General features: G+C 69.0%; 17 protein-coding genes. 11 read left to right on the top strand and 6 right to left on the bottom strand.

The annotated features are described in order from the left end of the window. The first annotated feature begins 39 nt into the window (after positions 1 to 39). On the top strand, positions 40 to 924 hold the full coding sequence (locus tag ABDW31_RS12605) for a metallophosphoesterase (RefSeq protein WP_184718828.1): 885 nt from the start codon (positions 40 to 42) through the stop codon (positions 922 to 924). On the opposite strand, the gene ABDW31_RS12600 is transcribed toward ABDW31_RS12605, so the two are convergent. Then, positions 917 to 1417, bottom strand: a complete 501-nt coding sequence (locus ABDW31_RS12600) for a DUF2141 domain-containing protein (protein WP_184718826.1) — start codon at positions 1415 to 1417, stop codon at positions 917 to 919. The two genes, ABDW31_RS12605 and ABDW31_RS12600, sit on opposite strands and share 8 nt — an antisense overlap. Before the next feature lie 64 nt (positions 1418 to 1481). Between ABDW31_RS12600 and ABDW31_RS12595 the strand changes: the two genes are divergently transcribed. From ABDW31_RS12595 to ABDW31_RS12575, 5 genes are read left to right on the top strand one after another with little or no spacing between them, the layout of a single operon-like run. Next, positions 1482 to 1919, top strand: coding sequence for an HIT family protein (locus ABDW31_RS12595; protein ID WP_184718824.1), 438 nt, complete (start codon positions 1482 to 1484; stop codon positions 1917 to 1919). Further along, complete coding sequence (locus ABDW31_RS12590) at positions 1916 to 3136, top strand: LptF/LptG family permease (protein ID WP_184718822.1); 1221 nt, start codon at positions 1916 to 1918, stop codon at positions 3134 to 3136. Before ABDW31_RS12595 ends, ABDW31_RS12590 begins: the two co-directional genes overlap by 4 nt. Beyond that, positions 3133 to 4194 (top strand): LptF/LptG family permease, encoded by a 1062-nt coding sequence (locus tag ABDW31_RS12585; RefSeq protein ID WP_184718820.1) that lies wholly within the window; start codon positions 3133 to 3135, stop codon positions 4192 to 4194. The genes ABDW31_RS12590 and ABDW31_RS12585 overlap by 4 nt, the downstream gene beginning before the upstream one ends. Beyond that, a complete protein-coding gene (gene bcerS / locus ABDW31_RS12580) occupies positions 4194 to 5348 on the top strand; it encodes a ceramide synthase (RefSeq protein ID WP_184718818.1) in 1155 nt (384 codons plus the stop codon). Before ABDW31_RS12585 ends, bcerS begins: the two co-directional genes overlap by 1 nt. Continuing rightward, positions 5252 to 6112, top strand: a complete 861-nt coding sequence (locus ABDW31_RS12575; protein WP_184718816.1) for a nucleotidyltransferase family protein — start codon at positions 5252 to 5254, stop codon at positions 6110 to 6112. The genes bcerS and ABDW31_RS12575 overlap by 97 nt, the downstream gene beginning before the upstream one ends. Positions 6113 to 6114: 2 nt before the next feature. Here the strand turns inward: ABDW31_RS12575 and ABDW31_RS12570 are convergent, their stop codons facing one another. Continuing rightward, positions 6115 to 6879 carry an NTP transferase domain-containing protein gene (locus tag ABDW31_RS12570; protein ID WP_184718814.1) on the bottom strand — a complete coding sequence of 255 codons (765 nt, stop codon included), beginning with the start codon at positions 6877 to 6879 and terminating at the stop codon, positions 6115 to 6117. Positions 6880 to 7253: 374 nt separating this feature from the next. Here ABDW31_RS12570 and ABDW31_RS12565 point away from each other — a divergent pair, with 374 nt between their 5' ends. The 5 genes from ABDW31_RS12565 to ABDW31_RS12545 all read left to right on the top strand — a co-directional run bounded on the left by ABDW31_RS12565 (position 7254) and on the right by ABDW31_RS12545 (position 13354). Beyond that, complete coding sequence (locus tag ABDW31_RS12565; RefSeq protein WP_343698894.1) at positions 7254 to 8456, top strand: glycosyltransferase family 1 protein; 1203 nt, start codon at positions 7254 to 7256, stop codon at positions 8454 to 8456. Next, positions 8453 to 9448, top strand: a complete 996-nt coding sequence (locus tag ABDW31_RS12560; RefSeq protein ID WP_184718810.1) for a lysylphosphatidylglycerol synthase domain-containing protein — start codon at positions 8453 to 8455, stop codon at positions 9446 to 9448. The genes ABDW31_RS12565 and ABDW31_RS12560 overlap by 4 nt, the downstream gene beginning before the upstream one ends. 72 nt (positions 9449 to 9520) lie before the next feature. Beyond that, on the top strand, positions 9521 to 10489 hold the full coding sequence (locus ABDW31_RS12555; RefSeq protein WP_184718808.1) for an alpha/beta hydrolase: 969 nt from the start codon (positions 9521 to 9523) through the stop codon (positions 10487 to 10489). After that, positions 10486 to 11874, top strand: coding sequence for a glycoside hydrolase family 28 protein (locus tag ABDW31_RS12550; RefSeq protein WP_343698893.1), 1389 nt, complete (start codon positions 10486 to 10488; stop codon positions 11872 to 11874). The genes ABDW31_RS12555 and ABDW31_RS12550 overlap by 4 nt, the downstream gene beginning before the upstream one ends. 139 nt (positions 11875 to 12013) lie before the next feature. Beyond that, on the top strand, positions 12014 to 13354 hold the full coding sequence (locus tag ABDW31_RS12545; RefSeq protein WP_184718806.1) for an oligogalacturonate lyase family protein: 1341 nt from the start codon (positions 12014 to 12016) through the stop codon (positions 13352 to 13354). A gap of 42 nt (positions 13355 to 13396) precedes the next feature. Here the strand turns inward: ABDW31_RS12545 and ABDW31_RS12540 are convergent, their stop codons facing one another. Genes ABDW31_RS12540 through ABDW31_RS12525 form a run of 4 tightly spaced genes read right to left on the bottom strand, consistent with a single transcriptional unit; the run spans position 13397 to position 16892 of the window. Then, positions 13397 to 14161, bottom strand: coding sequence for a rhamnogalacturonan acetylesterase (locus tag ABDW31_RS12540; protein WP_184718804.1), 765 nt, complete (start codon positions 14159 to 14161; stop codon positions 13397 to 13399). Further along, a complete protein-coding gene (gene lldD / locus ABDW31_RS12535; RefSeq protein WP_184718802.1) occupies positions 14158 to 15300 on the bottom strand; it encodes an FMN-dependent L-lactate dehydrogenase LldD in 1143 nt (380 codons plus the stop codon). Before lldD ends, ABDW31_RS12540 begins: the two co-directional genes overlap by 4 nt. Before the next feature lie 4 nt (positions 15301 to 15304). Continuing rightward, entirely contained in the window at positions 15305 to 16066 is a 762-nt protein-coding gene (locus ABDW31_RS12530; RefSeq protein ID WP_184718800.1) for an SDR family NAD(P)-dependent oxidoreductase, read from the bottom strand. Between the two features lie 22 nt (positions 16067 to 16088). After that, positions 16089 to 16892: an IclR family transcriptional regulator gene (locus tag ABDW31_RS12525; protein ID WP_184718798.1), complete on the bottom strand. Its 804-nt coding sequence runs from the start codon at positions 16890 to 16892 to the stop codon at positions 16089 to 16091. Positions 16893 to 17074 lie beyond the last annotated feature (182 nt).

Here is a 17074-nt window from a genome sequence, read left to right as displayed (position 1 = left end):
GCGGCTTCGCCCGCTTCGACCAGAACGACCCGAACCGCCTTGTCCATATACCGTATCGCGCATCTCTCCGACCCCCACCTGCCGCCGCCCGCGGGGGCTTTCGGCTGGAAGGACGTCTTCACCAAGCGTCTCTTGAGCCGGATCGCCTGGCGCAAGAAGCGCAAGGTCCATCGGCCCGAGGTTCTGGCGGCCCTGATCGCCGACCTGAAGGCCGCCGCGCCCGACCATGTGGTGATCAGTGGCGATCTCACCAACTTTGCTTCGCACACGGAAATTGCCGCCGCCACGGCGTGGCTCAAATCCCTGGGCTCCGAGCGCGATTTCACCGTCAGCCCCGGCAATCACGACGCCCTGGCCGGCGCTGGCGGGCCTGAGCGCTTCGCCCCCTGGACGCCCTGGCTGGGCGACGCCGGCGAGACCGTGTTCCCCCAGGTGCGCCTGCGCGGCCCGGCGGCGATCTTCAACCTGTGCTCGGCCGTGCCGACCGCCCCCCACCTGGCCACCGGCCGCCTGGGCAACGACCAGCTGCAGCGCCTGGACGCTGCCCTGGCCGATCCGGCCTATGCCGACCGCTTCCGCATCGTCGTGCTGCACCACCCGCCGCACAAGGGCGCGGTGTCCAAGCGCAAGGCCCTGGACGACCAGGAGGCCCTGCGCGCGGTCCTCGCCAAGCACGGCGCCGACCTGATCCTGCACGGCCACGCCCACGAGGCGCTGGTCGGCTCGGTGCCGGGTCCGAACGGCTCGGCCATTCCGGTGCTGGGCGTGCCGTCGGCCTCGGCCAAGCCCAGCGGCCACTCGCCGGCGCGCTGGCATTCCATCGAGATCGAAGATCATCAGGCGCGGATCGTGGTGCGCGGCATAGAGCCCGGCCGCGAAGGCCTGGCTGAGTTGGGCCGCTACAGCCTGGCCGACCTCACCTAGCGGGGTAGCGGACCTTCACGCGGATCGTGGTCTCGCCGGGCTTTACCCCGAAGCGGACCGCGTCAAAGGCCGGCGCGCCGAACTTGGTCGGGGCGTCGTTCGAGAAGCCGTAGCCCTCGGTCGGCATGCCGTCGGGGCTGCGGGTCAGGTCGCCGTTGCCGTCGGCGTCATGGTAGATGACCACCGCATAGGCGTCGGTCTGCGACGGCAGGAAGAAACAGGCTTGGCTCATCGGGGCCGAGGTCTTGATCTTGGCCCGCCCCACCTTGCCCTTGGCGGTCATGAAGCGGCTGGGATCGCCCGGATAGACGGTGATGATGACGCTGCCGGCGTTCGAGCGCAGCGCGCCCACCTGCACGTTCAGGCGCGTCGGGGTCTTGCGACCCACGCATTCCTTGTCCGTCAACGCGCGGGCGACGCCCTCCGCATGGGCCCCCTGCGCCGTCGCGACCGTCGCGAACATCGCGGCGACGAGAACGGATCGTGCTTTCATCTAAAACGCCGCATCCCTATTGTTACGCGTGGGGCAATCTCTGCCCGAAATTCCCGGCTTTCTCATGACCAATCCTACCGCCCTGGCGTTCGGCTACCCCGCTTCGAAAGTCGCGGAAACCGATCACTGGCTGATTCTGGTTCGTCCGAAGCAACCGACATTTGGGTCCTTGGTGCTGGTGTGCAAGGAAGCTGTCCAGGCGTTCTCCGAAGTGAGTCCCGCCGCCTTCGCCGACCTGCAGGTCGCCGTGGCGGGGATCGAACGTCTATTGAAAGCCCAAGTCGACTACGAAAAGATCAATTACCTGATGCTGATGATGGTCGATAAGGACGTCCACTTCCATGTGCTGCCCCGCTACGAGGGCGCGCGTGAGGATGATGGCGTCAGCTTCCCCGACGCCGGCTGGCCCGCCGCCCCGGCCTTGGGGACCGCTGTCGAACTGTCTTCCGAAGCCGTCGCGCGCCTGGCCGGCCGCTTCGCCCAGGCCTGGACCCAAGCGTGAGCGCCAAGGACCTGACCGCCGGCCCCGTGCGGCTGCTCGACCGCTACCTGCTGCGTCTGCTGATGTGGCCGCTGGTCGGCTGCCTGGGCGCGACCGTGGTGGCGCTGTTGCTGGAACGAATCCTGCGTCTGCTGGACGTGCTGTCGCAAAGCAGCGCCCGCTTCGGCTATGTCGCCCAGCTGGCCGCCAACCTGGTGCCGCACTATCTGGGCCTGGCCCTGCCGGTGGCGTTCTTCGTGGCGCTGTTCATCGTCATCGTGCGCCTGTCGGACGGCTCCGAGATCGACGCCCTGCTGGCCAGCGGCCAGTCGCTGGAGCGCATCGCCGCGCCGTTCCTGGCCGTGGGCCTGTTCCTCAGCGTCTTCAGCATCGTCGTGTTCGGCTACATGCAGCCCTACAGCCGCTACGCCTATCGCGCCGTGATGCACGCGGCCGTCAACGCCGGCTGGAACGGACGCCTGGCCGGCGGTGCGTTCATCGACGACAAGGGCTCGCTGCTGACCGCCGACAGCGCCGACATGGCCGGCCAGCGCCTGACGCGCGTGTTCATCCGTCGCCTGGACGCGCGCGGCCGGGAAGAGATCATCACCGCCGCCTCGGCCGACCTGAAGATGGACGCCGGCGGCAAGACCATCACCATGGACCTGAAGGACGGCCGCCGCATCGGTCACGACTCCACCGGGGCCTACCGCAACCTGGCCTTCGACAGCCTGACCACCCAGACGCCGCTGGCGGCCGCCGCGGTCCTGCTGCGCGATCGCGGCGGCGACGAGCGCGAGCTGACCCTGGCCGAACTGGCCCAGCAGGCCAAGTCGCCCAATCCCGTCGTCTCCAAGGCCACGCTGGAGAGCGAGCTGTACGGCCGCCTGGCGCGGGCCCTGTTCCTGCCGTTCCTGCCGCTGCTGGCCTTCCCGCTGGGCCTGGCCTCCAAGCGCGGCAACCGGGCGCCGGGCCTGATCATGGCCGGGGTCATGCTGCTGGCCTTCCAGCACTCGCTGCTGCTGGGCCAGAGCCTGGCCAAGGCCGGCAAGATCGCCGCCCTGCCCGCCATCTGGATCCCGTTCTCGATCTTCGCGGGGCTGGGCGTCTGGCTGTTCATGGGCAGCCGCACGCGTCCCGGCGACACGCCGGTCTCGCGCACCGTGCGGCGCATCAACCATCTGGTCGCGCGCATCGTCCGCGCCCTGCCCCTGCCCAAGAAGCGACAAGCCGCATGAAGTTGCAGCTCTACGTCATGAAGACCGTCGCCACCCGCATCATCGGGGCGGCGCTGATCCTGATGTCCATCCTGCAGATCCTGGACCTGCTGGACGTCACCACCGACATCCTGGACCGCGGCCTGGGCGTGGCAGGCGTGTTCTTCTACGCCGGCCTGCGCCTGCCGCGCCTCTTCGAGCAGGTGGCGCCGATCGCCGTCCTGGCCGGCGGCCTGTTCGCCTTCTCGCAGCTGGCCCGCGAGAGCGCGGTCGTGGCCATGCGCGCCAGCGGCGTGTCGGGCTATCGCATCATCGGCATGGCCATCCCGGCGGTGCTGGGCGTGATGCTGCTGGACGCCCTGTGCGGCCAGGTGCTGGCGCCGCGCGCCGACCCGGCCCTGGCCGACTGGTGGAAGAACACCACCCCGGTCGCCGAGCGCAAGGAAGTCAGGCCCCGCACCTTCCGCGTGGGCGCCGACCTGATCATGGCGACCACGGCCTCGGCCGACGGCCGCCAGATCAACGCCATCACCATCTTCCGGCGCAACGACAAGGGCATCCTGATCGAGAAGGTCGAGAGCCCGGTCGCCCGCTATGACGGTCGCGCTTGGGTGCTGGACCAGCCCAAGACCACCCGCTTCACCGGCGATCTGGCCCAGACCTCGACGGCGGCCTCGAACACCTGGTCCACGGCCCTGCGCCCCAACGACGTCCAGGGCCTGCTGGGCGACGACACCGCGCCAACCGCCGCCTCGGCCCAGCGGGCGCTGCAGGACGGCGGCTCGGACCGTCCCGAGAGCTTCTACGCCACGCATCTGCAGGCGGCCTTCGCCGGCCCGTTCGTGTCGCTGGTCATGCTGCTGCTGAGCGCGCCCGTCGCCTTGGCCAATTTCCGCAGTGGCCAAGGCGCGATCCTGCTGACCGGCGGCCTGGCGGCCGGCCTTCTGTTCCTGGTGGCCAACGGCATGATGACCGCCCTGGGCGAGTCCGGCGCCCTGTCGCCATTCCTGGCCGTCTGGGCCGCTCCCGCGATCTTCGGCGCCCTGGCCGTCCGCACGTTCCTTGCCCTGGAGGGGTGATGGCCTTCGATTCCACCAATGCCGACCTGTCGGTCATACCGGTCAAGACGCCCCAGGAGCTGAAGCGCTTCATCGCCCTGCCCGCCCGCCTGAACGCCAAGGATCCCAACTGGATCACGCCACTGTTCATGGAGCGCACCGAGGCCCTGACGCCCAAGACCAACCCGTTCTTCGCCCACGCCGAGGTCCAGCTGTTCCTGGCCACGCGCGGCGGCCGCGACGTGGGCCGGATCAGCGCCCAGATCGACCAGCTGACGCCGCAGCCGACGCCCGGCCGCCTGGACGGTCACTTCGGCATGATCGCCGCCGAGGATGACCCGGCCGTGTTCCAGGTGCTGTTCCGCGCCGCCGAGGACTGGCTCCGCGCCCGCGAACGCACCCACGTGGTCGGGCCGTTCAACCTGTCGATCAACGAAGAGGTCGGCCTGCTGGTCGAGGGCTTCGACACCCCGCCGATGATCCTGATGGGCCACGACCCCGCCTATACCGGCAAGCGGGTCGAGGAGCAGGGCTACGCCAAGGCCCAGGACATGTTCGCCTACATCGCCGACGAGAACGGCGACATTCCCGAGATCGCCCGACGCCGGGTTGCGCGCGGCCTGCCGTCCGGCGTGGTGCTGCGCCAGCTGGACATGAGCCGCTACGACGCCGAGGTGCAGACGCTCACTGAGATCCTCAATGACGCCTGGTCGGACAACTGGGGCTTCACCCCGACCACCGAGGCCGAGACCGCCCAGCTGGGCAAGGCGCTGAAGCAGGTCATCGACAAGCGCCTGATCTGGTTCGCCGAGATCGACGGCGAGGCGGCCGGCGTCGTGGTCTTCCTGCCCAACGTCAACGAGGCCATCAGCGACCTGGGCGGCAAGCTGCTGCCGTTCGGCTGGGCCAAGCTGCTGTGGCGCCTGAAGGTCAAGGGCGTGAAGTCGGCTCGCATCCCGCTGATGGGCGTGCGCAAGAAGTTCCAGACCACCCAGCGCGGCCGCATGCTGCCGTTCTGGATGATGAAGGCCAGTCGCGATATGGCGATGAGCCTGGGCTACAACAGGTTCGAGATCTCGTGGGTGCTCGAGGCCAACAAGGCCATGTGCCACATCGCCGAGAACGTCGGCGGCACACACTACAAGACCTATCGCGTCTACGAGAAGGCGCTTTGACCTCGTTCAAGGCGCTGGTGCTCGCCGGCTCGCGTGGCGGCGAGACCGATCCGGCCGCCGCCTATGCCGGGGTCTCGCAGAAGGGCCTGATCGTCCTGCAGGGCCAGACCCTGCTCAGCCGCGTGCTGGGCGCGATCGAGGCGGCGGGTCCGGAGACCATCGGCGTCTCGGCCAATGACGAGGCCATCAAGGCCGCCCTGGCCGGTGCGAAGGTGGTGCTACTGCCCACCGCCTCGGGTCCCAGCCAGAGCGTCGAGCAGGCCGCACATCAGCTGGGCTTCCCGCTGATCGTCACCACGGTCGACCATGCGCTGCTGAAGGCCGAGTGGATCACCCAGTTCCTGGCCGACACGCCGCCGTCCGCCGACGTCGCCGTACTGCTGGCTTCCGAGGAAAAGGTCCAGGCCGCCGCGCCGCAGACCAAGCGGACTTATCTGCGCTTCCAGGACGGTCGCTTCTCGGGCTGCAATCTCTTCCTGCTGCGCAACGAGAACGCCCTGAAGGTGGTCGAGACCTGGCGCAAGGTCGAGGCGCTGCGCAAGCAGCCCTGGAAGATCGCCGCCATGCTGGGGCCGTCGTTCCTGATCCGCTATCTGCTGAACTGGCTGACCCTGGACCAGGCCGTCGCCAAGCTGGGCAAGCTGGCCGGCGTCAACGCCGCCGCCGTTCGCGCCCACGACGGTCTGGCGGCCATCGACGTCGACAAGCCGTCGGACCTGGATCTGGTGCGGGCGTTGGTGGGCGAGACGCCGCCCACCGCCTGAAGTCAGGCCGAGACCGCTTCCTTGGCGGCCCACTTCGCCGTCAGTTCCCGGTTGCCCACCAGGTCCTCGGGGAAGTCCATCTCGGCCCAGTCCAGGCCCTGGATCGAGCGCACGCGGACGGCGTCGTGGTTCTGGGCGATCTCGTTGATCACGCTGAGGTACCAGCGCTTCAGGCCTTCCGGCGTGCGCATGATCGCTTCCAGCGTCCGGATGAACAGCGCCGAGCCTTCTTCGTTGAAGCGCAGGAAGCCGATCGACTCCGCGTCGTACTCGGTGATGGTCTTGCCGATGGCGCGCAGGGCGTCGCCCTCGGTCAGCACCTTCATGTCGTCGCTGTCGTAGACGCCGTCGTCCTTGCGGTCGACCGTCACAGTGATCGGCGCGTCCGGCGCGCTGATCAGGCGCTCGGCGATGCCCGGCTCGAACAGGGTGTCGCCGTTGAGGATCATGAAGGGCCCACCGCGCATCTCCTCTCGCGCCAGCCAGCAGGTCGCGAGATTGTCGGTCACGCTGTAGAACGGGTTGTAGAGCGTACGAACGGTCATGCCCGGCAGGCTCAGACGCGCGACCTCGGCCTCGACGAGATCGGCGCGGAAGCCGGTGACGACCACCGCCTCGGTGACGCCGGCCTGATGCAGGTGACGCAGCTGCCATTCCAGGACCGTGCGCCCGGCCAGCTCGACCAGGCACTTGGGCCGGTCGTCGGTCAGGGGCGACAGGCGCTTGCCCTGGCCGGCGCTGAGGATGAGGGTCTTGACCGGCTGCATGACGTTTTACAAATCTCGCTGGATCGGGGCGACTTCGCCCCTCTAGGAATCGCTTCATCGCGACCAAGTCGGCCGCGCGCCGCATAACTGCGCACGAAGGCGCCTCACGGCAAGTGGCCGCGCCGTGTCAAAGCCGCGCATAGCGCCGCAACGCAAGCCCCCGCCCGCGCTTTTTCCGCCGCTGCGACCAAACGGTGACGGTCGCGCCACGCTAGGCACGCCCGTCGCCATGGTTCAGCTTGGGTTCAGCTTCACCGGAAAATTGTCGCCCCCTCGACATGACGGTCTTCCGTAAACTGAACCATTCCACCATATGGCCATTGTCATACGGAGGATTGGGCGGGGGCCTCGGAACGTAGATTTACGGAGGCGTTGTGCAGTTCGCGGAAAGATCGATTCGTCAGGCCACTGAGGAAAAGTCCGCCGAAGGCCTGCGCCTGGCGCTGTTCTCCGGCAACTACAATTACACGCGCGACGGCTCCAACCAGGCCCTGAATCGACTGGCGGCTTACCTGATCGACGCCGGCGCTCAGGTCCGGGTCTATTCGCCGACCACCGACACGCCCGCCTTCGAGCCGGCCGGCCAGCTGGTCTCCGCCCCGTCGGTCGCCCTGCCCGGCCGCGGCGAGTATCGCCTGGCCCTGGGCCTGACCCGCGCCCTGCGCGCCGACCTCGCCCAGTTCCAGCCGACCGCCGTCCACCTGTCCGCGCCAGACATCCTGGGCAACCAGGCCGGTCGCTGGGGCCGCCGCCAGGGCCTGCCGGTCGTGGCCAGCCTGCACACGCGGTTCGAGACCTATCTGACCTACTACGGCCTGGACTGGCTGCGCCCCAGCGCCGAGCGTTATCTGGACAGCTTCTATCGCGGCTGCGACCGGGTGCTCGCCCCCAATGCGCCTCTGGCTGAACTGCTGCGCGAGCAGGGCCTGGGCGAGCGCGTGCGCGTCTGGGGCCGCGGCGTAGACCGCGATCGCTTCGCCCCGGCTCGCAAGGACATGGCCTGGCGCCGGTCGCTGGGCGTGGCCGACAACGATATCGTCGTCGCCTTCCTGGGCCGCCTCGTCATGGAAAAGGGCCTGGACGTCCTGGCCGAGACCTTCGCGCGCCTGCGCGGTCAGCCGATCCGTCCCTTGATCATCGGCGAAGGCCCTGCCCACGGGTTCCTCGCGGACAAGCTGCCTGAGGCCATCTTTACCGGCCACCTGGACGGCGAAGCCCTGGGCCGCGCGGTGTCCAGCGCCGACATCCTGTTCAATCCCAGCGTCACCGAGGCCTTCGGCAACGCCACGCTGGAAGGCATGGCGGCGGGCCTGGCCGTGGTCTGCCCGCTGGCCCCCAGCACCAGCGCCCTGGTCGTCGACGGCCAGGACGGGGTGCTGACCGCGCGCGCCGACGCGGCCGCCTATGCCGACGCGATCGCCGGCCTGGTGGCCGAGCCGATGCGTCGCCTGCGGCTGGCGCGCGCCGCCCGGATCTCCAGCGCCCGCTACGACTGGAACACGATCTGCGCTGCCGTCCTGGACGTCTATCGCGACCTGGGCGCCGCGCCCGCCCAGCGCGCCCGCTCGGCCGCATGACGACCGAGGCTCCGGCCAAACCGTCCCCCTGGAAGGGTTGGCTGCTGACGCTCGGCATTGGCCTGCTGGCCGTGTTCCTGGCCACCCACGGGGCCGGGGCGGTCCGCGCCCTGGTGCTGGAGGTCGGCTGGCAGGCGGTGTTCGTCATCCTGGCCCACCTGCCGGTGACCTTCCTGGCTGGCGTGGGCTGGTGGGTGCTGATGCCGCCCGAGCGCCGGCCGTCCCTGCCCTTCATCTTCCGCCTTCGCCTGATCAAGGAAGGCGTCAACGCGCTGCTGCCCGTGGCCCAGGTCGGCGGCGAGGTGGTGCGCGCCAAGCTGGCCGTCCGCAACGGCCTGACGATGGCCGAGTCCACCGCCAGCTGCGTGGTCGACGTGCTGGCCGGCACGGTCGGCCTGTTCATGATCATCCTGGCCAGCCTGATCGTAGCCATGGTCACGCTGAACAACCCGGACCTGGCCATCGCCGGCCTGGCCATGCTGGGCGTGATCGCCGCGCTGGCCGGCGGCTTGTTCCTGGCTCACAAGGCGGGCGTCGGTCGGCGGATTGGCCAGTTCTCGCAGCGCTGGACCGCCATCGCCAGCCGGGTCGGCGAACTGGGCGAGGCCTTCCGCGGCATCGGCCGCCAGCGCGCCAACATCATCGCCTCCTGGGCCTGGCACATGGCGGCCTGGCTGGGCGGCGCTTTCGAGACCTATGTCGCCATGTGGGCCCTGGGCCTGCACCCAACCCTGCTACAGGCGCTGATCGTCGAAGGCCTGGCCCAGGCGGCCAAGGTCGTCGGCTTCGCCATCCCGGGCGCCCTGGGCGTACAGGAAGGCGGCTACCTCCTGATGGGCGGCGCCTTGGGTCTGACGCCGGACCAGGCTTTGGCTCTGTCGCTGCTGCGCCGGATGCGGGAGCTGGTTCTGGGCAGTCTCGGCCTCATCCTGTGGCGTACGACCCGCAGCGCGCCGGCTCCGCAAACTCAAACTCCCATATTGCAGGATTAATTCCCGTATTTTGACATTGAAAGCCATCAACGGCGTCGCTACCACTTTGCCCAAACGAAGTGGGAGGCGTTCATGGCGATCGAACCTAACCGTCGGGCCCTGCTGGGTCTGGCCGCCGGCCTGGCGACTACTCCCGCCCTGGCGCGCGCTGCGCAGCCACCAGCGCCCGCCTTGGACATCGTCGACCTGTGGCCCGGTCCCGCTCCCGGCGGCGAAAAGGTCACCGTCACCGAGACGGTGATCGCCCGCACGCCCAACGACCCGACCGACACCGCCTTCCTCAACATCACCAAGCCTTGGCTGACCATGCGCCGCCCTGCCAAGCCCAATGGCGCGGCCGTGCTGCTGATCCCGGGGGGCGGCTATCGGCGGGTAGCCACGCGCAAGGAAGGCGGGCCGATCGACGCCTGGCTGGCTGACCAGGGCCTGACCGTCTTCGCCATGGACTACCGCCTACCCGCCGACGGCTGGGCGGCGGGTCCGGATGTCGCCCTGCAGGACGCCCAGCGGGCCATGCGCCTGATCCGCGCTCGCGCTCCCTCGATCGGCGTGGATCCGGCCAAGGTCGCGGCCCTGGGCTTCTCGGCCGGCGGCCACGTCGCCGCGCGCCTGGCCACCCAGTTCGCCCGCGAAACCTATGCCCCCGTCGACGCCGCCGACACGCTGCCCACCCGGCCGTTCGCGGCGGGCCTGTTCTACCCCGTCATCACCATGACCGAGCCCTACGCCCACGCCGGCTCGGCCAAGGAGTTGCTGGGCGCCTCGCCCACCCAGGCCCAGCGCCTCGACCAGTCGGCCGAGCGCCACGTGCCCGCCGATACGCCCCCGACCTTCATCATGGCCCCCGCCGACGACGCCACCGTGCCGGTGGAGAACAGCGTGCTGATGTGGCAGGCCCTGCGCGAGAAGAAGGTCCCGGTCGAGGCTCACCTGTTCGAGGTGGGCGGCCACGGCATGGGCCTGACCGGCCCGGACGGCAAGGTGCTGGCCTGGACCGGCCTGCTGGACGCCTTCTTCAAGCGCCACGGCCTCTACGCATGACCTTGGGCATGAAGCTGGCCACCGACGCGATCAACGCGGCCATCGTCCACGCCAACGCCCGGGGCGGCGGCGAGGTCGTGCTGCCGGCCGGCCGCCACCTGTCCTTCTCGATCCGCCTGCTCAGCGGCGTGACCCTGAAGCTGGAGGAAGGCTGCGTGCTGGAGGCCGCCGATCCGGCCCTGCACGGCGGGACCTATGACCCCGCCGAGCCCAATCCGCACGACCTGTGGCAGGACTTCGGCCACAGCCACTGGCGCAACAGCCTGATCTGGGCGGACGAGGCGGAAGACATCGCCATCGTCGGCCCCGGCCGCATCGACGGCGCGGGCCTGACCCGCGAAGGCCCCGGCTCGCGCTGGAGCAAACAGGCCGGCGAGTTTCCGCTCAGCATGGCGGGCCTGTCGGCCGAGGTCATGGCCGAGCTGTCGCCGCAAGTTGAGGCCATGGCCAGCCTCGGCAACAAGGCCATCGCGCTCAAGCGGGTCAAGCGCGCCCGCATTGAGGGCCTGACCATATTCCAGGGCGGCCACTTCGCCGTGCTGGCCACCGGCTGCGAGGACCTGATCCTGCGCGACCTGATCGTCGACACCAACCGCGACGGCCTGGACATCGACGCCTGCCGCGACGTGCTGGTGACCGGCTGCCGGCTCAACACGCCCAATGACGACGCCATCGTGCTGAAGAGCTCCCTGGCCCTGGGCGAGGTCATCCCCACCGAGCGCGTGGTGATCGAGCACTGCGAAGTCAGCGGCTTCGACCCCGGCACGATGCTGGATGGCACGTTCGGACGTACGCAACTGATCTCGCCCGACCAGGACCGCGTCACCGGCCGCATCAAGCTGGGCACCGAGTCCAATGGCGGCTTCAAGGACATCACCATCCGCGACTGCCGCTTCGTACGCTCGCGCGGCCTGGCCCTGGAGACGGTCGACGGCGGCGTTCTGGAGAACGTCGTGGCCGAGCGTCTGACCCTCACCGAGGTCACCACCGCCCCGATCTTCCTGCGGGTCGGCGGTCGGCGGCGCGGGCCGGAAGGCACGCCGCTCAGCGCCATGCGCAACATCGTGCTGCGCGACATTGAGGCCACCGACATCCTGGCCGACTACGCCGCCACGATCGCCGGCCTGCCGGACTCGCCGATCGAGAACGTCACCCTGTCGAACATCCGCCTGAGCTATCGCGGCGGCGGCCCCGCCGAGTGGGCGCAGCGCCTGCCTGGCGATCTTCCCGACGCCTATCCCGAGCCCAGCATGTTCGGCCCCTCCCCGGTTCACGGCCTGTGGGCGCGGCATGTGCGGGGGCTGCGGGTGGAAAACCTGATCGTTGAGACGACCGAGCCGGACGCCCGTCCCGAGCGCCTGTATGAGAATGTCGAAGAGCTCTAAATTCTCATATGTTGAGATGATTTCTCGATTTATGGGAAGACAACGCGGCGGTTCCATGATGTAAAAGTCGCGATCCCTACCGGCGCGACCGGGAGAGCGGGCAAGCCGTCCAGGGGTCCTTCCAGGGAGGCCTCGCCAGATGACCTATCTTCTCGCCCGCCGCACCGTGACGGCTCTGCTGCTGGGCGCCGCCCTCACCAGCGCCGCCAGCGCTCAAGACGTCATGACCGCCGCCAAGCCCGGCGCGCCCGAGCCGCCGTTGGAGTGGATCGACAAGTCCACCGGCCACCGCTTGGTGCGCCTGTCGCGCGAGGCCGGCAGCTCCAGCCTCTATTTCAACTACAACGGCTACACGCCCAAGGGCGACCGGCTGGTGTTCTCGTCGCCGAACGGGATCACGGTCATGGACCTGAAGACCCGGGCCCTGACCAAGATCGTCGAGGGCAAGGTCCGGCTGCTGTTCGTCGGCCGCAAGACCGGCGCGGTCTACTACGAGAAGGCTCTGACCGACGATCCGGCCGGCCCCAAGGCGGTGATGGCCACCGATCCCTACACCAAGGCCACGCGCCAGGTGGCCAGGATGGATCGCGGCAGCTTGCAGACCCTCAACGCCGACGAGACCCTGCTGGCCGGCGTGGCGGTGCGCACCGACGTGCCGATCCCGCCGAACATGATGGAGGCCCTGCCCAAGAACCCTGACGACGTGAAGAGCGCCGACGGCAAGGAGCTGTCCTATGCCGAAGGCCGCGAGGTGCAGCTGAACGCCCGCCTGGACAGCCGCATCCCGATGGAGATCTTCACGATCGACACCAAGACCGGCGAGCGCAAGATCGTCCACCAGGCCACCGACTGGCTGAACCACCTGCAGTTCTCGCCGACCGATCCGGGCCTGCTGATGTTCTGCCACGAGGGTCCCTGGCACAAGGTCGACCGCCTGTGGCTGATCCGGACCGACAAGGCTGGTGATACGCCGGTCAAGATCCACACCCGGACCATGAACATGGAGATCGCCGGCCACGAGTGGTTCAGCGCCGACGGCAAGACCGTCTGGTACGACCTGCAGACCCCGCGCGGCGAGGACTTCTGGGTCGCCGGCTATGAGATCGCCACCGGCAAGCGGGACTGGCTGCACGTCAACCGCAACGACTGGTCGGTGCACTTCAACTCATCGCCGGACGGCAAGTGGTTCGCCGGCGACGGCGGCGACAGCGAGATGGTCGCCCATGCCCCGGACGGCAAATGGATCGTCCTGCTCAAGCCGCGCGCCATCCCCGACGTCGCCGGCATCCATGCCCCGGGCGCCGAGCACCTGACCCGTCCGGGCGTGCTGGACTCCGAGCGCCTCGTGGACATGCGCGATCACGACTACCGCCTGGAGCCGAACGTGACCTTCACGCCGGACCAGAAGTGGCTGGTGTTCCGCTCCAACATGCACGGCCCGAGCCACGTGTACGCGGTGGAGATCGCCAAGGCGAAGTAGGCGCAGTGCGTCCTTCGAGGCTCGCCTCGAAGGACGTAAGCCCTAAGGACAGCTAGGCCCGCCCAGCTTGGGCTGGTTATCCAGCGGCGCCGGCCGCACATGGCGCGAGATCGGCAGTTTCAGCTTGGCCAGGCTGGTGGCCACCAGGGCCGCGCCCAGGCGGGCCCCACGTTCGTTGACGTGGGTGTCGTCAGTGATGCCGTCCGGGAAGCGGGCCACGCCGTCATAGGGCGCGTAGAGCAGGTAGAAGCCGCGCGAAGCCAGGGGGCCCCTCGCCTGCATCGCCTTCATCATGTCGCCGTCCAGGTCGACCAGCGGGACCTTCAGGTCGGTCGCCACCCGGTGGATGGTCGCCGCATAGGCCGCATGAGCGTCCTTCAGTTGGCCGTCTTCCCACAGCCAGCGAGCGATCGGCGTGACCAGCACCGGCGTAGCCTTGGCAGCGCGGACGTCGGCCACGAAGCGGCGCAGATTGACCTCGTAGGCGCCGTTCGGATCGGTGAAGCGGACGATCTTCTTGGTGTCGGCGTCGTTGTGGCCGAACTGGATCAGGACCGTGTCGCCGGGCTGGAGCTGGGCCAGCAGCTGATTCCACAGCCCTTCCTCGATGAAGGTCTTGGTCGAGCGGCCGCCGCGCGCCAGGTTCACGACCTGGACATCCGGGGTCAGCGAGCACTTCAGCACCATACCCCAGCCCATCTGCGGATAGCTGGCCGGCTCGTAGTTGGCGGCCGTCGAGTCGCTGGCGATGACGATCCGCGGCGGGGTTGCGGCGACCGCGGCCGCCATTGCCAGCGCCTCGATCACGCCTTGAGCTCCGCCAGGATCGAACGGTCGATGCTGGCGACGTCGCGCACGCCCGTCAGGGCCATGGCCACGCGCATCTCCTTCTCGATCAGGTCCAGCAGCTGGGTGACGCCGGCTTCGCCGTTGGTGGCCAGGGCGTAGACGGCCGCGCGCCCCAGCAGGACGCCCTTGGCGCCTAGGGCCAGCATCCGCACGACGTCCAGGCCCGAGCGCACGCCGCTGTCGGCCAGCACGGTCAGGCGATCACCCACCGCGTCGGCGATCGCCGGCAGCGCGCGAGCCGAGGACAACACGCCGTCCAGCTGGCGGCCGCCGTGGTTGGAAACCACCACGCCATCCGCGCCGATGTCGGCGGCGGCCTTGGCGTCCTCGGGATCCAGCACGCCCTTGATGATCAGCGGGCCCTTCCAGAGGTCGCGGATCCACTCCAGGTCCTTCCACTGGATGGAGGGGTCGAAGTTCGCCCCCAGCCAGCCCATGAAGTCTTCCAGGCCCGAATTCTCGCCCAGCACCGGGGCGACATTGCCCAGGGTGTGCGGACGGCCCATGACCCCGACGTCCCAGGCCCATTGCGGCTTGAGCATCGCCTGGATCATGCGGCGGGCGGCGGCGTTGGGGCCGCTCATGCCTGAGTGGGCGTCGCGGTAGCGGGCGCCGGGCACGGGCATGTCGACCGTGAACACCAGGGCCGTGGCCCCGGCCTCGCGGGCGCGTATCAGCAGATCGCGCATGAAGGCCCGGTCGCGCAGCACGTAGAGCTGGAACCAGATCGGATTGGTCGAGGCCTTGCTGACCTCGTCGACATCGCAGACCGAGACGGTCGACAGGCAGTACGGCACGCCTTTCTTGGCCGCCGCGCGGGCGGCCTGGCACTCGCCGCGACGGGCGTACATGCCCGTCAGACCGACCGGGGCCAGGGCCACCGGCAAGGCCTGCTTGACGCCGAACAGGGTGGTCGAAGGATCGCCCGCCGAGACGTCCTTCAGCACCCGCTGGCGCAGGGCGATGTCGGCCAGGTCGGACACGTTGCGGCCGAGCGTGCGCTCGGCATAGGCGCCGCCGTCGATATAGTCGAACAGGAAGCGCGGCAGCTTGCGCCGCGCCGCCTCGCGGAAGTCCGTCGTCGAGGAAACGATCACCGGACTACTGCAGGTTCACGAAGGCGCCGCCGTCGACCAGCAGGGCCGCGCCGGTGACGTACTTGGCCAGGTCCGAGGCCAGGAACACGATCGGCCCGGCCAGGTCGTCGGGCTCGCCCAGGCGGCCCAGCGGGATGCGACCGGCCATGTATTCGCGCTTGGCGACGTCGGCCAGGTCTTCCTTGTTGATCGCCGTCTCGATGGTGCCGGGCAGCACCGAGTTGCAGCGGATGCCATACTTGCCCAGGGCGATGGCGGTCGATTGCATCAGGCTGTGCACGCCGGCCTTGGTCGGGGTGTAGTGGGTCTGCATGCCGCCGCCGACCAGGGCGCTGATCGACGAGACGGCGATGATCGCGCCGCCGTTGCCTTGGCGGACCATCTGGTTGGCCGCGGCCTGGACCATGTAGTAGGCGCCGAACAGATTGACCTTCATCGTCCGCTCCATGACCTCGGGCGGCATGTCGAGGAAGGCGTGGAACGGGCAGATGCCGGCGTTGTTGACGAACACGTCGACCTTGCCGAACGCCTCGACGGCGGACTGCACGAAGGCCGTGGCCGTCTCGACATTCGCCACGTCGCCCTTGATGGCGATGGCGCGGCGGCCCAGGGCCTCGATCTGGGCGACGGCGTCAGCGGCCCCGGCCTCGTCGGAGTGGTAGTTGATCGCCACGTCTGCGCCGTGCTGGGCGCAGCCGATCGCAGCCGCCTTGCCGATCCCCTGCGAGGCGCCGGTCACCAGCACCACCTTATCCTTCAGCAGCATGTCGTCCCTCTACTCTTAAGCCTCAGCGCGCTTGGCGCTTGCCGTTCCAACCCAGGTCACGGCCGATCGCATTGGCCGTGTCGCGGACGTCATCGACCAGTGCCGCCAGGCGCTCGTCGTCCATGTACTGGGCTGCGCCCGAGACGCTGATGGCGCCGACGATCTGGCCCGACGCGCCCCGGATCGGGGCGGCGACGCAGCGGATGCGGTCCTCGTTCTCTTCCAGGTCGAAGGCCACGCCGCGCTTGGCGTAGTCGCGCATCCAGTCGATCCAGCGCTTCTCGTCCGGCGCGCCCGGGGCCGGCGGGCCTTCCGAGCGGTACAGCGAGCGCCAGCGCTCCTCGTCGTCATCCAGCACCAGGGCCTTGCCCAGGCCCGTCGAGCGAACCGGCTGACGATCGCCGACGCGCGAGCTGATGTTGATGCGGCGACGGCCGGTCAGCTTGTCGAGATAGAGCGCCCGGTCGGCGTCCAGCACGCCCAGGTGGACGGTGTCCTCGGTGTCGTCCCACAGCTTTTCCAGGTGCGGGCGGGCCACGCGCGGCAAGTCCATCTGCTGGCTGGCCAGATAGCCCAGCTCCAGGAGCTTGCTGCCCAGGCTGTAGCCTTCGCGCGGCGCCTGCGAGAGCAGCCGGCGCTCGACCAGGGCGGTGGCCAGGCGGTGGGTGGTGCTGCGCGTCAGGCCCAGCTGCTTGGCCAGGGCCGGCAGCGCGATCGTCCCCGACTCGGCCACCACATCCAGCAGGTCGAGACCCCGAAACAGGGTCTGGCTGCCGCTGGGGGTCTTGGCCACCGCGGTGTCGTCATTGCTATCGGCGGCGCTCACCCGTTCCGTCCCCTTGACGCTGATCGTTTCATTTTGTAGCACTACCTCTCATATTGTGGAACGCAACGCAAGCGGACAGACGCCGACTCTAAACGTTGGCCGACACCCAGCGATAGCGTGTCACAGGTTGTGTTGGGGAGGTAGGCGCGGCCGACGGCGGCGCCAGGACATGGCGGAGCGGT

Source organism: Caulobacter sp. (assembly GCF_039596335.1).
GTDB lineage: Bacteria > Pseudomonadota > Alphaproteobacteria > Caulobacterales > Caulobacteraceae > Caulobacter.
The sequence above is the reverse complement of the archived record's forward strand: the minus strand, read 5'-3'. Positions and strand labels throughout refer to the sequence as shown.

Excerpts from the sequence above, each read along its gene's own strand:
- ABDW31_RS12600 (WP_184718826.1), bottom strand. The coding sequence starts at position 1,417 with ATGAAAGCACGATCCGTTCTCGTCGCCGCGATGTTCGCGACGGTCGCG.
- ABDW31_RS12595 (WP_184718824.1), top strand. The coding sequence starts at position 1,482 with ATGACCAATCCTACCGCCCTGGCGTTCGGCTACCCCGCTTCGAAAGTC.
- ABDW31_RS12585 (WP_184718820.1), top strand. The coding sequence starts at position 3,133 with ATGAAGTTGCAGCTCTACGTCATGAAGACCGTCGCCACCCGCATCATC.
- bcerS (WP_184718818.1), top strand. The coding sequence starts at position 4,194 with ATGGCCTTCGATTCCACCAATGCCGACCTGTCGGTCATACCGGTCAAG.
- ABDW31_RS12570 (WP_184718814.1), bottom strand. The coding sequence starts at position 6,879 with ATGCAGCCGGTCAAGACCCTCATCCTCAGCGCCGGCCAGGGCAAGCGC.
- ABDW31_RS12560 (WP_184718810.1), top strand. The coding sequence starts at position 8,453 with ATGACGACCGAGGCTCCGGCCAAACCGTCCCCCTGGAAGGGTTGGCTG.
- ABDW31_RS12555 (WP_184718808.1), top strand. The coding sequence starts at position 9,521 with ATGGCGATCGAACCTAACCGTCGGGCCCTGCTGGGTCTGGCCGCCGGC.
- ABDW31_RS12550 (WP_343698893.1), top strand. The coding sequence starts at position 10,486 with ATGACCTTGGGCATGAAGCTGGCCACCGACGCGATCAACGCGGCCATC.
- ABDW31_RS12545 (WP_184718806.1), top strand. The coding sequence starts at position 12,014 with ATGACCTATCTTCTCGCCCGCCGCACCGTGACGGCTCTGCTGCTGGGC.
- ABDW31_RS12530 (WP_184718800.1), bottom strand. The coding sequence starts at position 16,066 with ATGCTGCTGAAGGATAAGGTGGTGCTGGTGACCGGCGCCTCGCAGGGG.